The 14,177-nt window shown below is 62.3% G+C and carries 24 protein-coding genes and 1 pseudogene; 15 read left to right on the top strand and 10 right to left on the bottom strand.

Features of this window, described 5'->3' with window-relative positions; all coding sequences use genetic code 11:
* The 8 genes from VL202_RS00420 to VL202_RS00385 all read right to left on the bottom strand — a co-directional run.
* A partial coding sequence (locus VL202_RS00420) for a transcription termination/antitermination NusG family protein (RefSeq protein WP_325462233.1) occupies positions 1-401 on the bottom strand: 401 nt, incomplete at its 3' end.
* Positions 385-1,602, bottom strand: a complete 1,218-nt coding sequence (locus VL202_RS00415) for a helix-turn-helix domain-containing protein (RefSeq protein ID WP_325462232.1) — start codon at positions 1,600-1,602, stop codon at positions 385-387. The genes VL202_RS00415 and VL202_RS00420, both read right to left, overlap by 17 nt.
* Positions 1,602-3,692 carry a DNA cytosine methyltransferase gene (locus VL202_RS00410; RefSeq protein ID WP_325462231.1) on the bottom strand — a complete coding sequence of 697 codons (2,091 nt, stop codon included), beginning with the start codon at positions 3,690-3,692 and terminating at the stop codon, positions 1,602-1,604. The genes VL202_RS00415 and VL202_RS00410 overlap by 1 nt, the downstream gene beginning before the upstream one ends.
* Positions 3,685-3,996 carry a hypothetical protein gene (locus VL202_RS00405; protein WP_325462230.1) on the bottom strand — a complete coding sequence of 104 codons (312 nt, stop codon included), beginning with the start codon at positions 3,994-3,996 and terminating at the stop codon, positions 3,685-3,687. Before VL202_RS00405 ends, VL202_RS00410 begins: the two co-directional genes overlap by 8 nt.
* The gene (locus tag VL202_RS00400; protein ID WP_325462229.1) at positions 3,993-5,375 is read right to left on the bottom strand and encodes an SAM-dependent methyltransferase; all 1,383 of its coding nucleotides are present in this window, start codon (positions 5,373-5,375) and stop codon (positions 3,993-3,995) included. Before VL202_RS00400 ends, VL202_RS00405 begins: the two co-directional genes overlap by 4 nt.
* Positions 5,372-5,644: a hypothetical protein gene (locus VL202_RS00395; RefSeq protein WP_325462228.1), complete on the bottom strand. Its 273-nt coding sequence runs from the start codon at positions 5,642-5,644 to the stop codon at positions 5,372-5,374. Before VL202_RS00395 ends, VL202_RS00400 begins: the two co-directional genes overlap by 4 nt.
* Positions 5,644-6,144, bottom strand: a complete 501-nt coding sequence (locus VL202_RS00390) for a hypothetical protein (RefSeq protein ID WP_325462227.1) — start codon at positions 6,142-6,144, stop codon at positions 5,644-5,646. The genes VL202_RS00395 and VL202_RS00390 overlap by 1 nt, the downstream gene beginning before the upstream one ends.
* A gap of 252 nt (positions 6,145-6,396) precedes the next feature.
* The gene (locus VL202_RS00385) at positions 6,397-6,687 is read right to left on the bottom strand and encodes a hypothetical protein (RefSeq protein ID WP_325462226.1); all 291 of its coding nucleotides are present in this window, start codon (positions 6,685-6,687) and stop codon (positions 6,397-6,399) included.
* Positions 6,688-6,784: 97 nt separating this feature from the next.
* Here VL202_RS00385 and VL202_RS00380 point away from each other — a divergent pair, with 97 nt between their 5' ends.
* The gene (locus tag VL202_RS00380; RefSeq protein ID WP_325462225.1) at positions 6,785-7,426 is read left to right on the top strand and encodes a S24 family peptidase; all 642 of its coding nucleotides are present in this window, start codon (positions 6,785-6,787) and stop codon (positions 7,424-7,426) included.
* A 29-nt stretch (positions 7,427-7,455) separates the two neighbouring features.
* Here VL202_RS00380 and VL202_RS00375 read toward each other — a convergent pair whose 3' ends face one another.
* Both VL202_RS00375 and VL202_RS00370 read right to left on the bottom strand, forming a co-directional pair.
* A complete protein-coding gene (locus VL202_RS00375) occupies positions 7,456-7,749 on the bottom strand; it encodes a hypothetical protein (protein ID WP_325462224.1) in 294 nt (97 codons plus the stop codon).
* Positions 7,750-7,757: 8 nt separating this feature from the next.
* Positions 7,758-8,057 (bottom strand): hypothetical protein, encoded by a 300-nt coding sequence (locus VL202_RS00370; RefSeq protein WP_325462223.1) that lies wholly within the window; start codon positions 8,055-8,057, stop codon positions 7,758-7,760.
* Positions 8,058-8,309: 252 nt separating this feature from the next.
* On the opposite strand from VL202_RS00370, the gene VL202_RS00365 reads away from it, so the two are divergent.
* The 14 genes and pseudogenes from VL202_RS00365 to VL202_RS00300 all read left to right on the top strand — a co-directional run.
* Positions 8,310-8,525, top strand: a complete 216-nt coding sequence (locus tag VL202_RS00365; protein WP_325462222.1) for a hypothetical protein — start codon at positions 8,310-8,312, stop codon at positions 8,523-8,525.
* 3 nt (positions 8,526-8,528) lie between these two features.
* Complete coding sequence (locus tag VL202_RS00360) at positions 8,529-8,735, top strand: hypothetical protein (RefSeq protein ID WP_325462221.1); 207 nt, start codon at positions 8,529-8,531, stop codon at positions 8,733-8,735.
* Entirely contained in the window at positions 8,732-9,049 is a 318-nt protein-coding gene (locus tag VL202_RS00355) for a hypothetical protein (RefSeq protein ID WP_325462220.1), read from the top strand. The genes VL202_RS00360 and VL202_RS00355 overlap by 4 nt, the downstream gene beginning before the upstream one ends.
* Positions 9,049-9,255: a hypothetical protein gene (locus tag VL202_RS00350; protein ID WP_325462219.1), complete on the top strand. Its 207-nt coding sequence runs from the start codon at positions 9,049-9,051 to the stop codon at positions 9,253-9,255. Before VL202_RS00355 ends, VL202_RS00350 begins: the two co-directional genes overlap by 1 nt.
* Positions 9,255-9,554: a hypothetical protein gene (locus tag VL202_RS00345; RefSeq protein WP_325462218.1), complete on the top strand. Its 300-nt coding sequence runs from the start codon at positions 9,255-9,257 to the stop codon at positions 9,552-9,554. The genes VL202_RS00350 and VL202_RS00345 overlap by 1 nt, the downstream gene beginning before the upstream one ends.
* A complete protein-coding gene (locus VL202_RS00340) occupies positions 9,551-9,724 on the top strand; it encodes a hypothetical protein (protein WP_325462217.1) in 174 nt (57 codons plus the stop codon). The genes VL202_RS00345 and VL202_RS00340 overlap by 4 nt, the downstream gene beginning before the upstream one ends.
* A complete protein-coding gene (locus VL202_RS00335) occupies positions 9,724-9,951 on the top strand; it encodes a hypothetical protein (protein ID WP_325462216.1) in 228 nt (75 codons plus the stop codon). The genes VL202_RS00340 and VL202_RS00335 overlap by 1 nt, the downstream gene beginning before the upstream one ends.
* A 1-nt stretch (position 9,952) precedes the next feature.
* Positions 9,953-10,474, top strand: a complete 522-nt coding sequence (locus VL202_RS00330) for a hypothetical protein (protein WP_325462215.1) — start codon at positions 9,953-9,955, stop codon at positions 10,472-10,474.
* Entirely contained in the window at positions 10,471-11,076 is a 606-nt protein-coding gene (locus VL202_RS00325) for a hypothetical protein (RefSeq protein WP_325462214.1), read from the top strand. Before VL202_RS00330 ends, VL202_RS00325 begins: the two co-directional genes overlap by 4 nt.
* Positions 11,069-11,635, top strand: a complete 567-nt coding sequence (locus tag VL202_RS00320) for a hypothetical protein (protein ID WP_325462213.1) — start codon at positions 11,069-11,071, stop codon at positions 11,633-11,635. The genes VL202_RS00325 and VL202_RS00320 overlap by 8 nt, the downstream gene beginning before the upstream one ends.
* Positions 11,628-11,921: a hypothetical protein gene (locus VL202_RS00315; RefSeq protein ID WP_325462212.1), complete on the top strand. Its 294-nt coding sequence runs from the start codon at positions 11,628-11,630 to the stop codon at positions 11,919-11,921. The genes VL202_RS00320 and VL202_RS00315 overlap by 8 nt, the downstream gene beginning before the upstream one ends.
* Entirely contained in the window at positions 11,918-12,145 is a 228-nt protein-coding gene (locus tag VL202_RS00310) for a hypothetical protein (protein ID WP_325462211.1), read from the top strand. Before VL202_RS00315 ends, VL202_RS00310 begins: the two co-directional genes overlap by 4 nt.
* Positions 12,142-12,633 carry a hypothetical protein gene (locus VL202_RS00305; protein WP_325462210.1) on the top strand — a complete coding sequence of 164 codons (492 nt, stop codon included), beginning with the start codon at positions 12,142-12,144 and terminating at the stop codon, positions 12,631-12,633. The genes VL202_RS00310 and VL202_RS00305 overlap by 4 nt, the downstream gene beginning before the upstream one ends.
* Before the next feature lie 449 nt (positions 12,634-13,082).
* Positions 13,083-14,087: pseudogene (locus VL202_RS00300) on the top strand (recombinase family protein); the annotation flags it as partial.
* Positions 14,088-14,177 lie beyond the last annotated feature (90 nt).

Raw genomic sequence — 14,177 nt, 5'->3', positions numbered from 1 at the left:
CTGTGAGGCGCATGCAGCCCGCCGACGACGCCGATCACACCGTCGATATGCCTCAATCCGCAAAAAGCTGCAGCCGACGGCACCAGATGCACCATGACATAACCGGGCAGCGCCGGCCCTGGAGTAAGATCGACGACACGTCCACGCCTGACGATCCGACCCCGTTCGACCAGCGGCAGATAGGCACTTATTTTTTCTTCCGCCAGTCGCTCATACACAGACTTTTCCCGCCGCTCGGCTGTGTGCACCACATACCAGTGCGCCTGTCCGGGCTGATTCGCCGAGGCCATCGACAGCATCGTCGCCTTGATGCGAGTGAGATTCGCCGCCCGCTCAAGCGCAGGGAAAGCCCGCGCCAGATCGACCTTGTCGCCCATCGTGATCTTACGCTGCATCGTCATCGCCCTTGCTCCGTTCCTTGAGGTAGTCCGAAATTGTCTCGGCAAACGCATCGACGGCATCGCGCACCGCGAGGTCGAGCCCATCGGCGTCGTTGGCGATCGCCGGAAAGTAGATCCATTCGGGCAGGCTGCCATTGTCCGGAAATGGCCAGTTGCGGCGCTTGTGCTCGCGCCGCCATGCCTGCATCAGGTCGCTGTCCCGATGCACCTGGGCAAAGCCGCTGGCCGCTGTTTCCAGGGTCAGTGGGCAGATCCAGCCTTGCCGGCTGCGCGCCCGCTCGTGCATCGTGTTGACGGAGGGATAGCCCATCTTGCGCCGCTTCTCGGCTATCACGCCATCGAGCGTCAGCTGGCCGGCATCGATCATGTGCTTTTCCGTCGCCGTCACCGCGCTGATCGGCCCTGTGACACCGATCAGCAACTCCGCCAGACGGCTCGCGCCCCACAGCTTGCCGAAGGCCGCCGCCATCGCATTCTTCGGCTTCGCCGCCTCCTGCATCGCCGGCACATCGCGCCAGAGCTTTTCGCCAAAATAGGTCGAGGGCGCCGGCGTGTGGTCCTTGCGCTGCGCCTTGAGCAGCGCCAGCCAGGCCGGAAAGCGTTCCGCCGCCTCGCCGCGCTCCAGCGCCGAGAGCTTGAACCAAGCGGTCATCGCCGGCTTCTTCGGCATGCCGTCGAACCCCGGCCAGTCCTTCACCAGCTTCCAGAAAGCCGCCTCGATCTTTTTCGGATCTTCCGCTTCCTCGCCCGCGCCCTCTCTCAAATTTACAGGTTCTCTTACTGGTTCCCTTACAGGGTTACTGTCCGGATTCCGGACTCGGCTATCGTCATTTTCCGGACACGGCTTTTCGTCATTTTCGGACACGGCGTCGGCGAAGCCGTGTCCGGTTTCCGGACACGGCTTTTGCGCCTTTTTCACCGCAAAATCAGGCTCGAACGGAAAGTGGTATTTCGTCCGCTCCTGCTGCCTGGAACCCGCCCTGCGGCTCTGGATGCGCAGGATCAGGCCGGAGCCCTCCAATGCGTCCAGATGCACGTTCAAGGTCGAGCGGGACATTTCGCAATCATTGGCAAGCGTGTCCTGGGAGGGAAAGCAGCCATGGTCGGGATGGAAGCGGTCGCAGAGGTGCCACAGCACGATCTTCGTCGCCGGCTTCATGCCGCGCTGCTTGATTGCCCAGTTGGTCGCATCGAAGCTCATTATGCCGCCTCCCGCCGTTCCACCAGGTGGTCGCAGTTCGCGGCAATGATCGCCGCCATGACCGGAGGCGATACGCTGTTGCCGACGCAGGAGACCTGGACCGATTTCGGGAATGGCAGCCATATCGGCCCACCATTGTGCCCGATGGCCGGCTCGGCCCAGACCCCGTCGATGACATAGTCTCCCGGAAAGCCTTGCGCGTTGTAGAGCTCCCGGGGCGTGAGCATCCGCATGCCGATATCAACGACGACAAAAACCTGCCCGCCGATCGTCAGCGTCACGAATTCGCGCTCGTCCCAGAAGCCGTGTGACCTTAGGAAGGCCGCGACCTGCCGCGCCCGGTCGGACTGGCTATCCGTGAACGGCGGAGCAACTATCGCCGCCTCGACATGGCCGAACCGGTCCTTGACAGTCACGGTATGGCCCGGCTCGTCATATCGGGAGCCATCACCGGTCCCGTAGTATTTCTGCAGGTAGGGCGCGACCAGCTGGGATTTGCCCGCGCCATCGGCCATGACAGTCGCGGACGGCTGATCGATGGCGTGCCCGGTAGAGGTGCCGAACTGGCGGGCGACGAAAGCCGAAACAAGACCCTGCTGGCTGCCGCTCTGTGTGACCGTCGAGAGAGGCTCGTCCGCGCCGCGCCCGGGATTGACCCCGCCTTCGCGCCGGCTGTCATTGTTGTGCTGGGCAAGGAAGGCCACCGCGGCGCAGGTATCAGCCTTGGCCGTCACCGTCGCGAGCGGCTCATCGCCGCCCCGAGGCCTGCTCTGCCCTGCCCGGCCGCCGCAGCCGATCAGCGTCGGCACGATGACCGCGTTCTGGTCTTTCTGGCTGGCGGTGATCGTGTGGTGCGGATCTTCGACGCTGTGCACCGAGCCGCCGTGTTGCGCGGCGGTCAGCACCGGCGCGACGATGGTGAGGCCAGCGCCACCGGCGGTGATCGTATGTGTCGGCTCGTCCGCGCCGTTGAACGGCTTTCCGGCGTTCCGCATGGTCATCAGATGCGGTGCGACGACCGCATGACGGTTTTCAGTCGTCACAACCCGCACAGGCTCGACCAGCGGAGCCGTTCGATCCTGCCCCCCTTTGCCCTTGCCGTAGAAGGCCGACAGGTGAGGCGCAACCAGAGCCTTCTCGCCACGGTTGGCGCCCGTGATCGTCCGGAACGGATCGGCCAGATCCTCTTCCCGCGCACCATGGGTGAGGTTGACAATAAACGGCCGCTCCGCATCGAGCACATAGCGCTTCATGCCGCGCGCAACACGCGACATCGTCGCATCCGCCAGCGGCCGTACGGCGCGCAACCCGTATTTTTCCATAATGTCGGCCGACGTGTCGAAGATCGACGGGCAAGCCAGCGACCAGTCGATGCACTCGGCCGCGGTGCGCCAGGGCAGCTTGCGGCCCGCCATCACGTCAGGATCGTCCGGCTTGCCATGCGTCGGTTCCGGCCAGACGATGGGCAGTCCGTCTCGGCGGGCAATGACGAACAGCCGCTTGCGGATTGTCGGCGCGCCATAATCGCAGGCGCGCAGTTCGCGCTTCTGGAGCTTGTATCCGTGCTTGCGCATGGCCTTGCACCATTTCTGATAGGTCTCGCCCTTGCGCTCCGGATCGGGCACCAGCCCCTTGTCCGTCTCGATCAGCGGCCCCCAGTCCTGCCACTCCTCGACGTTCTCCATCGTGATCACGTCCGGCTTTGCGCGCTCGGCCCACAACACGACGATCCAGGCGAGATCGCGGATATTCCGCTCAACCGGCTTGCCGCCCTTCGCCTTGCTGAAATGTTTGCAATCGGGACTGAAATGGGCGAGCCCGACATGGCGGCCCTTCACATAGTCGAGCGGATCGACCTGGTAGATGTTTTCCGAGACATGCAGCGTCTCCAGATGATTGGCCGCATGCAGCGCCAGCGCCGCGGCATTGTGGTTGATGGCGAGATCCGGCGAGCGGCCGAGCGCCATCTCGATGCCGGTGGACGCGCCGCCGCCGCCTGCAAAGCTGTCGACGATGAGCGGAAGGCCGCGGCTGTGCAACGAGACAGCCGGAGGAGCAGGAAAATCATCCAGAAAATTCGTTCTATACATGGCGCAATTCCCCCTGCCCCGCGCCTTCGCGCGCAATGATCGCAAGCCCAATCCGTGCATGTTCCCGGGCAAGGCGTGTTGTGATTGGAATGGAGCCGTCCGGCCGGCGCACCGCCGCCGAGGCTGCGACCTCCGCATTGAGAGCGGCAGTGCCTTCGCGAAACCCGACCGCTGCAAGCAGCTTGCCGATCACGACCTGGTCGCGCGAAAGCACATATTCGGGTGCGCGCAAGAGCCAGCGTGCCCGCGCAACGTGATCGGGCGCATCCGCCAGCTGTTCGATGATGGGCAGCATGTCGCTCACTCGGCCGCCTCCGCCATCTCGACCGGCTGGTATCGCTTCCAGTCGACGCGTCTGATCAGCGTCTGCGCGCCATAGCCGCCGTCCTCCTGCCGTTCCCAGACAAACCACGCCGTGTTCATCGAACTGCCGGCTTCCGGCCCGTCCCAGCCATCGCGGTGCATCATTGGAAGCCGGCGGGCAAACCAGTGGATGCGCGCTGGCGGATGTTCGTCGAGCGCGAAATTGCGATCGTCGTTTTCCGTGCCGCCGTAGAAATTGACGTTGAGCAGCAGCGCCATCTTGCGCGGCCGGTGGACACGCAGCGCATGCGCGACAAACCGGTTGAGCAGCGCTCCGTAGGGTGGATTGGTGATGATGGCACCGACAGCGGGAACATCGTCCGGCTGGCTTTCCAGAAAATCCCGGACCTGCTGCACTTCGCCGAACTGGTCGGACGTGGCGTAATCGACGAGGTCGGAAATGATGAGCTGATGCCCCGCGGCCTCAAGGATCCGCGAGATCGCCCCGCGTCCGCAGGCCGGCTCCCAGATAATCGGGGCGAACTCCTCCAGGGCCAGCAGCGTGTGGACCGCCTCGGCCGGCGTCTCGTAAAGATTGTGGCCGCGTTCTTCCTTTGTGGCGGTCTTGGTGCCGATCGAGGCGCGCAGATTGGCGCGGCTCGGTTCAAGTCCCGCCTCTATCCGCGCCGCGATGGCCCGCTCGACCAGGCCCGGCGCCTTTTCCTCGGCTTCGGCATAACGCCGGGCATCGTGAATTTCCTTCGCTGAAAGCCCCGCCTCCGCGAGCGTGAAAACATTCTCATCTGGAATGTTTTTCGGGCGACCACGACCTGCTGCCCTGCCCTCGGCCTGCGCCTTCTCCCATTCCGCCGCGATCCGGATCTTTGCCCTCGTCTCGATAAGCAGGGCATCCCCCTGCAGCTGGCGTGATTTTGCAACAAGCCGCTTGCCCGCAGCGCCGAATTCCGCCGCATAGCCGGCCTGGGCCTTCGCCTCGCGATAGGCACCGGAGGCCAGCAACCGCGCCGCGATCACATCGCCTTCGTCGAGCAAGGCCCGCGCCCGCTCCACCGTCGCCGCCAGGTCCGAGGAATCCCGGCGCTCGACGGGAAGGTCGGCCGGCGCATCAGTTGGAGCCTCGACTGGCCCAGCGTCCTGCCTTGGCCCTGCAAGCACGATCAGCGCCGCAGCGGTCGCCACCTTCTGCGCCCGTTCGGTCGGATACCAGATCGCGCCGTCCTTCGGATCGCGCGTCAGCATCCCCTTTCCGTTCAGTTTTCGCGCCGCCGCCTGCTCCGGTTCGGTTTCGGAACGGAATGACCCGTTCACGCAGGCCGATTGCAGGACATGCGCCTGCCGTTCTCCCAGCTGTCCGCTCATGCCGCACCCCGCAGTCGCGCCAGATAGGCGCGCCCCTTGGCGGAAATCGAAAGGCAGCGGCTGTCGGAGGGGTCGGCCGTGACCAGACCCTGGCGCAGGCATATCCGGGCCGCCGGCAGGTCATCGGCAATCCCGAGGAAAGACCGCCCGCCCGCAGCCTCTATTCCGCGCAGGAAGACGCGGCCGCGCCCGTCGAGGCGCACGTCGAGCGTCGAGGGAAAGACTTGCGGCGCAGAGATGCACCCCGGCATAGTGAGGTGACAGGTCATCAGTCGCGCACCATCCGAAGGGCGGCGGTCGCCCCGCCATCGGCCGCGATCTTCGTCAGCGTCGTCTTGACGTCGGGGATCTTGCGCTCCAGCGCCTCAAGGTCGCGCAGCGAACGCATAGCTTCTGCCGGTGTCACCACCAGGTCGGAAGCCGCAGAGGCAACGCCCGCCGAAAACTCGGCGCTGCGCATGGCGAGCTCCGCACTGTCGCGCAGAATGCAATGCCCGTTGGCCGGTCGCTCGGAAGGATCGGTCAGCGCGCAGCCGTGCAGCTCGGCCATGGCGCGCGTCACAACCGGGTCGCCGCATTCGGCTTCCAGGCGAATGATCGCCGTGATCGGCAAAAGCTCGGTGTCGGTCGTCGAGTTGCAGCGGCCGATCTGGCTTTTCGAGATCGAGGCGAGATCCGCGCTCGCCTCGATCCCGCCATTGAGCTTGATCAGCATCCGGTTTGCGGCCTTCAGCCGGTGAAACCAGGCATTCGTCATCGTATCGGACATGGACTGTCTCCCGCGCAGGCGCGCAAAAATGCTTTCCCGATCCGGGAAATCCGGTCGGGGTTTCCCGTAGTGGGAATGTCATCGAACTGCGAAAAGTCAGGGCATCAGATCACGGGGGACCTTGAGCCAATGCGAAACCGAAAATCAGATTGGCCCCGGCGGGGAGGAGGATCGCCGGGGCCAGCCGGCAAGGCCCGTGAAGGGAGGAGGTTTCACGGCTTCTCTGCCTTGCAGGGGAAAAACGGGAGGCGGTCATTCGGCCGCCTCCGAAACCAAGGCGACGAGTTCAGCCAGCCGGTCATCATCGGCGCCCATCGAAACCGAAACCGGCCGCACAACCTCTGCAGGCCATTCAGCGCCAGTTGGCCAATTCTCCGAAAGCCAGATGATTCCGCGCTCAAGTCGTCTAACACCGACGTCTTTGCCACTGCGTACCGCCGCGATCCGCTTTCCGTCATTGAAAATTTTCGACGACAACGTTGTTTCCGCAAGGCCAGTCGCCGAGCAGAACGCGTCCGATAGCATGAGCAGATCATCAATCATGACAGCTTTATGTGGTACATGTACCGAATTGTCAACGGTCCATGTACCCATCGCGCCATCATCCCCACTACGGTATATTTACCGCATGGACACCAGAATGACAGAAAACACGTTAGATCAAATCCTTAACCGCGTTAAGCGGCGCCTTGATGTTTTGGGAATATCCGAACATGCGGCCGAGCAATCCTCAGGAGCTAAGATCGGCACGATCCGCAACTGGCGTCGCGGAGCTATGCCGCGCATCGAGACATTGAAGGTTATAGCTCCCGCTTTGAAAACCACTCCGCAATGGCTGGCGTACGAGTCTGGCCCAGAAGATGAACATCAGGCAGCTCTCATCGCCACCCCGCGTCTAGTGCCGAAGATTTCATGGGTCAGTGCTGGCGCTTTTGCTTCGACAGACGCTGTATTGGAAACCGACGATTTCGACACTATCGCAGTCAACGGCCTGCCCGAGGGCGGCAAATATGCAGCGCTCGAAGTGATAGGCGATTCGATGGACAGGATCTCGCCGCCCGAGTCGGTGATTATTGTGAACCTGCGAGACAAGCGCCTCGTGACGAACGCCTGCTACATCATCCAGGACGGTGAAGGCGGAGCAACCTACAAAAGGTATAGGCAAAGCCCTGACCGGTTTGAACCGGTATCGACGAATGCGAAACACGAGCCAATTTTTCCGGAGAACGACTCCATGCCAGAGATTTTCGGCAGGGTCGTGCGGTCCTACATCGACATGTAGGACCGACAAGGTCGGCTATCAGCCGAGCACTAGGCGGAAACGGTCTCTTCGATGATTATCTTGCGGCCACGCGTGAGCAGCACAAAAAGACCAAGTATCACATCCCCCGCTGCCCATAGAAAAATCAGCATTCCAGACCCGATTGTACCACCAATCGCCTTCCCCGCTGCTTCTGCGTCACTCGCAGATGTCGTCGAGGCCAAGCTTGACCAGTAGGCAAGCAACCACCAGACCATCAGCAGGTTGAACAAAATAAACAGGATCAGGAAGATCCATCCGAAGAAACCGCGCTTGCGCGTTTCGCGGCGAACTATGGTTGCCATGTGACCCTCTACTTCAAACCGAACTGAGCTTTGCTCATCATTCGGCCGTTCTGAAACATCACGTTCATGTTTCCGCCGAAAGAGTTTCCGGTCCACATCAACATCACTGTCTTGAAACCCGCCATTTCGGTGCTGCTCAGTTCCTCGCCGTGACAACCGAGCACCGACACCACCTGGGAATAACTACTGTCGGATTGGAGCGCATCATATTGGGCCTTGGACACCCTGCATGACGTCTCGGCCACCGCCGGCAAAGCCCAGACGATGCCCAGCCCAAGCGCAAACGCTGCTTTAACTTTCGTTCTCATTGAAGTTCCCCCGCCCGTAACGATTGCAAGACGATATGCCCGCAATCCTTAAAGGACAATGACCTGATTCTGCTGGTGATTCGGTGAGGTTACCGAACAGCCTGCGGTCTTAATTCGGTACATATACCGATTTTGCCTTGACTAGGTACATATACCGAATTATCTTTGCCACACCTCCCAAAGGTGGCGCGGACAGGTTTCATGCGTACCGCGCCGCCGGGAGGATCTTTCAATCCTCACGGGAGACCGGACATGAACAAGTTTGAAAACGCCACACCCCGCCAGATCAGGGAGGCCATGGCCGAAGGCATGCGCCGCCAGGGCGACGGCTGCACCGCGCATCACCTGAAGCTGCTCGGCTTCAGCCAGGCGCAGCTCGACGCCCACGGCGATGCGGCCAGGGAATTGGCCGTGGCGAAAGCCGACGCCATCACCCGGGCCCGCGTCCCCGCCCGCAAGGCAGCCTGACACATGGATACGCGCTCCCCGATCCCCTCTGCGCCCCCGTCACGGGATCGGGGCGCCAACCCGGCTCTGCCCGCCCATCCCGCTCTGGCCGAAGTCACCACCATCGTCGATGCGGCGCTTGTCCGCGCCCATCGCGTCGGTTCCGTCATCGGCGCTCTCGTTGCGTCCGGCGTCTACATCATCGTCGAGATCGCGAGGGCCCTGTCATGACCCTCACGGATCTCGAAACACGGGCGGGCGTCACCGATCGCGCCGCCTTCTGGCTCCCCTATTCCGAACACCGCGACGGTTTCGACCTTGCCATCGACGAGCTGCGCCGCCGCGCCGGCCTCCCTGCGCTGAAACGCAACCTTCCAGCGCCGATCACGGGTCACAACCTCGCACGCCTGCAGGCCCGCCAGAATCGCTCCCTGCTCGCCATCGTCCTTTTTGGAATGCTGATGGCCCTGTTCATGGGGCTACTCCTGGCGCCCATCGGTCTCCATCGCCAGGCCGCCTTCCATTTCGCGGAGGCGCGCGTCTGATGAGCCAGTCTGTCACCGTCTTTGAAGCCGCAGCCCTTGCCGATTGCCGCCGCGATGGCACCGGCGGATACCGTGCCGGCACCTTTGCCGAAATTACCAGCCGCCACGGCGTCGAGCTCGATCGCCTCTGCGAACTCTGGGACGCCGAGCGCCGGCGCCGGCCGGCCGTGCCCAGCAACGTCATCCAGATGAAGGAAGCCCGCTGATGGGAAAGCCCAGATTGACCGGCACCCTGCCGCACGAATCCGTCATCTATCGCGAAGTCCAGCGCGGCGCCCGCGCCTCCGAACTGTCCGGAATGTTCAACGTGCCGGTAAAGGTGATGCAGGGTTTTATCGACTGCCGCCGCAACCGCTGGGCGGAAAGCCCGCCGCGCCTGCTGGAAAGCGACGACCGCAAGGTGGTGATCGAGGTCGAGGATTATCGCGACCACGCCTATCGCCGCGTCCGCATTTCGCTTCCGCGCAACAGCCTCTATGCGCCGGCCAACGAGGTGCGCCCATGAACCCGGCCGCAATCCGCCCCATCATGCCGTTCCGCGTCCACTTCGACGACGCCAGCATCACGCCTCTGGATATCGACGCATGCGATGCCGAGGAGGCCCGCAAGATCGCCAAACAGCGCCGCCCCGGCAAGCCGATCAACAAGATCAAGATCGTCCGGGAGAAAATCTGATGGCTGATGTCACCGTTGAAACCGGCGGGCTGACCGTTGTCCAGCAGCAGATCGCCCATGCGATCATGGCGCTTCTGGAAGGTTTTGAATTCACCGACGCGCTCACGGCCATCCTCGCCGTGCTGGCAGGCTGCATTGACGAGGGGTCCGAGGACGCCCGAGAGGCTGTTGCCCTTGCCGAAGCGCTCGGCGATGCCCTGGCCGATCTCGTCGGAAAGGCCGGCTGACATGCAGGAGCCAGCCGTCAGTGCCAACCAGAAACGCCTCGACGCCATCCGCAACCGCGCCGGTCTTGCCGCGAAGGATTGGGGGATCATGGCCGGCGAGCGCGGCCTGACGCTGACGGCGAACGGAGACGAAGGCCAGGAAGACGTGTCCGTCCTGCTCGACGACGCCAGCATCTTCAATCGCGAATTCGCCATCGCTGCGCCTGAGGATCTGCTCTGGCTGCTGGATCGATACACAAGCCTTGCCGACCGGTTCCGGCGCGTCATGGAAAAGCAGGAGCGCGACCGCCCGAAGCCGAAGCAATACGCGGCCGAATGCGCGATGAAGTGCAACGACCGCGCATTTCTCGACTTCCTGTTCACCTGCCACGGCGTCGATGTGGCGGACAAGGAACGCATCATTTCGCGCGTCCGCACCATGCTGCGCATCCAATCCCGCGCCGAACTGGACACCGACGAAGCCGCCGCATCCCGCTGGCGCCAACTCGTTAACGATTTTGAGAACTGGAGGAAGGCACGATGAACGAAACCCAATACCAGGGCACGGTCGCCATGACCGATCTTTCCGCCCACCACGTCACCCTGCCGTTGCGTGCCTCCGAAACCGACCTCGGCGTCATCGTAGATGCCACCGGCGCAGACATCATCACCATCGATGTCAACAACACCCGCCCCGACGACCAGGTCAGGGCACTGGCGCTTATCTTCGCCGATGCCATCAACTTTGCCGGCACACCCGCACCCCCACACCATGTGGAAATCCGCGTTGCTCAGCTTGAGGCCATACTCGCCGCCGAAGAGGCGCGCAGTGAGGAACTGCTGAAGCGTCTCGACAAGGCCCGCGAAGGTAAAGAGCCCGACTTTTGCTATGATCCCGACGAATGGGAGTTTACCTCCGACTGGGAAGATCGCGACCAGGTGCACGGTCATGGTGAGGCCCTCCATTCCGGCAAGGTCATGCAGGTTGCCACGCTCATTCGCGGCCCACGCAAATGGGTAGCGGAGGTTCCCGTAACTTGGACCGAAGCTGGCGATCCGGACGAAACTGAAATTCGCTGGTTCGACAGCGAGGAAGCCGCACTTGCCGCATTTGTAGCCCCGGCGTCGGAGGGCTCCGATGCCTGATATCACTCACGAGGATCATTGCAGCCGTTCGGGCGGCATACCCCAGGCCAAGCAAACCGAATTTACACGGCGAGCCGTTGGCCTTCTGGTCACAGCTTTCAGGACGGGTGTCTATAACCTGCCCGTGCTCTGGAAGCGCGTGGACTGGCGTTACGGCAATGGCGTGTCCTTTGTCCTTGGAAACCGGCCTGCGCTGGCTTCATGGGACTTTAATCAGCTCACCCGGCTGGTTATCGGCGCGCATGACGAGTGCATCCGCATTGAGGTCGAGCCTCACGGGTTCGGCTATCTTCGGATCAACATGTGGCCGCGCAAAGGCCGTGACGGGGCGGTGCACGAGCGTCACCCTTCCATCGAGCAAGCGATCACCGACTATCGTAACGATAACCCAGCCCCTGCGCCGAATGTGCTGCTGCGCACTCTGCGCCGCATCGCTGGCCAATCGCTGTCCTCCGAAATTGGCGATGGCCTGGTCGCCAACGATATCGAGGGCACGCACGATGCGATGATCCTTGAGGCCCGCGCCGCCCTCGCCGGGACGGAGGCCGACCATGGTTGATCCTTTCAACGCCGCTGACCCGTTTGACGCCACGGCCGAGCGCATCCGCACGATGCTGTGCGAGGCGGTGATTGCAGTCATCAACACTGCCGACTACAGCCGCCTGTCCCCGGAGAAGCAAATCGAGGCCGTAATTTGCGGCATCACGACTGGTCTGTTGTCGATCGCCTTTGCATGCATCGAGCCAGCCGGCCGCGACGACATCACCGCCTTTATCAAATCCTATATCGACCAGGCTCGCATTCAGGTCGAGGGTATCCAGTTTGCCGGAGGATCGACCCAATGAGCGACCATATTCACCGCTGCCCGATCTGCGCCGAGCCGCTCACGGCCGACGACATTTGCGCCTCCGATATCGAGATGAGCACTTGCCATGCCGCGTGCCTGGAGGGGTCTCCGGTTGTCGATCTGGACACAGGCGAGGAGACCGGCGGCAAGGTCGATACCTACCGTTACAGCGATGTCATGGACCCGCCCGCCCCCCAGGTAGATACGGAGGTGCTCCCGTGAACCTTACCCCTGACGAATTGGTCGCAATTCATGCCGAGCAGCGCGCCAAAGAGCGATACGCTATCAAACTCTCAGAAATCGATCGCGAGCAGATGGTTGATCAGGTGAAAAGCGCGCGCGGCCTCTTTTTCAAAAAGAAGGACGGTTCCAGCAAGGTTTCCATTTGGTTGGTTTGGTGGACCGCAGCGGCCCGGATCGTGCCGATATATTACAAATCTGGTCGTGTACTCACTGTGTTGCCGACTGATGCCTTCTTTGGCCCACCAGAGGCCACGCCAACGAACCAAGCGAAAAAGCTGACGTTTGACATCGAGAGCTATGCCACTCAGGAGACCGCCGTATATGCGGACTGGCTGCGAGGTGGCAACACAACTGGCGGACTGTCCGATCACGCGTTGGCCGGCCTTCAGTCGCACATTGCGCGCATCGTCCAGCACGTTCTATCGGTCGCGCCAGCGCCTGCAGACAGTCTGGAGGGCGGCCGATGACGACCGCCCTAACACTGTCTAGTTTCTCGGCAGATCCTCGGGATACAACACAGAGGCAAGTCGATCGAGCTCGGGCTGTATCACTTGCTGCCCGCTCTCTGTCAGTTGCCACTTCCCGTCGACCTTGTGGGCGTAGCCATCAGTGGCAAGCTCTTCCGGAGCCCATGACGGATGACGATGATGAATTTCTAATAGCTCATTCAGAAGGTTCATTTGCAGGCCTTTCTTTGTTAGCTGCGAATCAACCCTACAGCCGAATGGTTGGCACGAAATGTGTTCAAAAAGTGCACGCGTGGGCGGAGGGCTCTACCGATGGCTGACCTCCAGGCTCCGGCTGAGACGCCGATGATAACCCTCGTCAGGGCACTTGCCCGCCGGCAGGCACGGCTTGACGCCATGCCCCCGCCCGCCGCTAATGACGCGTCGAGAACGGAAGAGTCGAGAAAGCAATGAAACGTGCTGCGATTTACGCCCGGTATTCCACGGATCTGCAAAACGACCAGTCGGTCGAGGACCAGGTTCGTATCTGCCGCGTCCACGCCGAAAGGCTGGGCGCCGTAGTGGTCGCGGAATATTCCGATCGGGCGAAATCCGGCGCATCCATGTTCGGCCGCCCCGGCCTTTCAAATCTTATGCAGTCGGCCGAGCACTCTGCCTTTGACATCGTCATATCCGAGGCGACGGACCGCCTTTCGCGCGATATCGGCGATCTCGCGCACATCCATAAGAACCTGACCTTCCGATCCGTCGAGATCAACTGCGTCAACGGCGGTCGGATCGAGACTCTGCAAGTCGGCATGTATGGCGTGATCGGCCAGATGCAGCGCGAGGAAGGTGCGAAAAAGGTCCGCCGTGGAATGGTTGGCGTGGTGCGCTCCGGTCGCAGTGCCGGCGGCCGCGCCTATGGCTATCGGCCCCTGCCCGGCCAACCGGGGGCCCTGTTCATCGTCGAGGCCGAAGCGGCCGTCATCCGCCGGATCTTCCGCCTCTACGCATCGGGCACGGCCCCGCGGACGATTGCAGCCAGCCTGAATGCGGAAAACATCCCGGCGCCACGAGGGCCAAAATGGAATTCGTCGACGATCAACGGCAATGGTCAGCGCGGAAATGGCATCCTGCGCAATCCGCTCTACAATGGAGAATTCATCTGGAACCGCGTTCGCATGGTCAAGGACCCGTCGACCGGCCGCCGGATATCCCGCATCAATGACGACGATGCCTTCGAGCGGCGTGAGGCGCCGGAGCTCCGCATCGTCGATGCCGATCTCTTTGCGGCAGTCCAGCGCCGCAAGGAACTCACCGGCGGCGCTCAGAAGGTCAAGATGGCACGGTCACGCCGGCTTTTGTCCGGCTTGCTTCGCTGCGGTTGCTGCAACGGCGGCATGGCGCTAGTCGGGCCGGATCGTTCCGGAAATCGCATCCAATGCAGCACGTTTCGCGAATCCGGAAGTTGCGACAACACGCGTCGCTACTACATCGAACGGATCGAGGCTCAGGTGGTCGACAGCCTGAGGCTGCAATTCGCCGACACGCGCATCATCGAA

This window comes from Pararhizobium sp. (genome assembly GCF_035497515.1).
GTDB lineage: Bacteria > Pseudomonadota > Alphaproteobacteria > Rhizobiales > Rhizobiaceae > Pararhizobium.
Note: the sequence above shows the minus strand (reverse complement) of the source record. Positions and strands in the feature narration are given on the sequence as shown.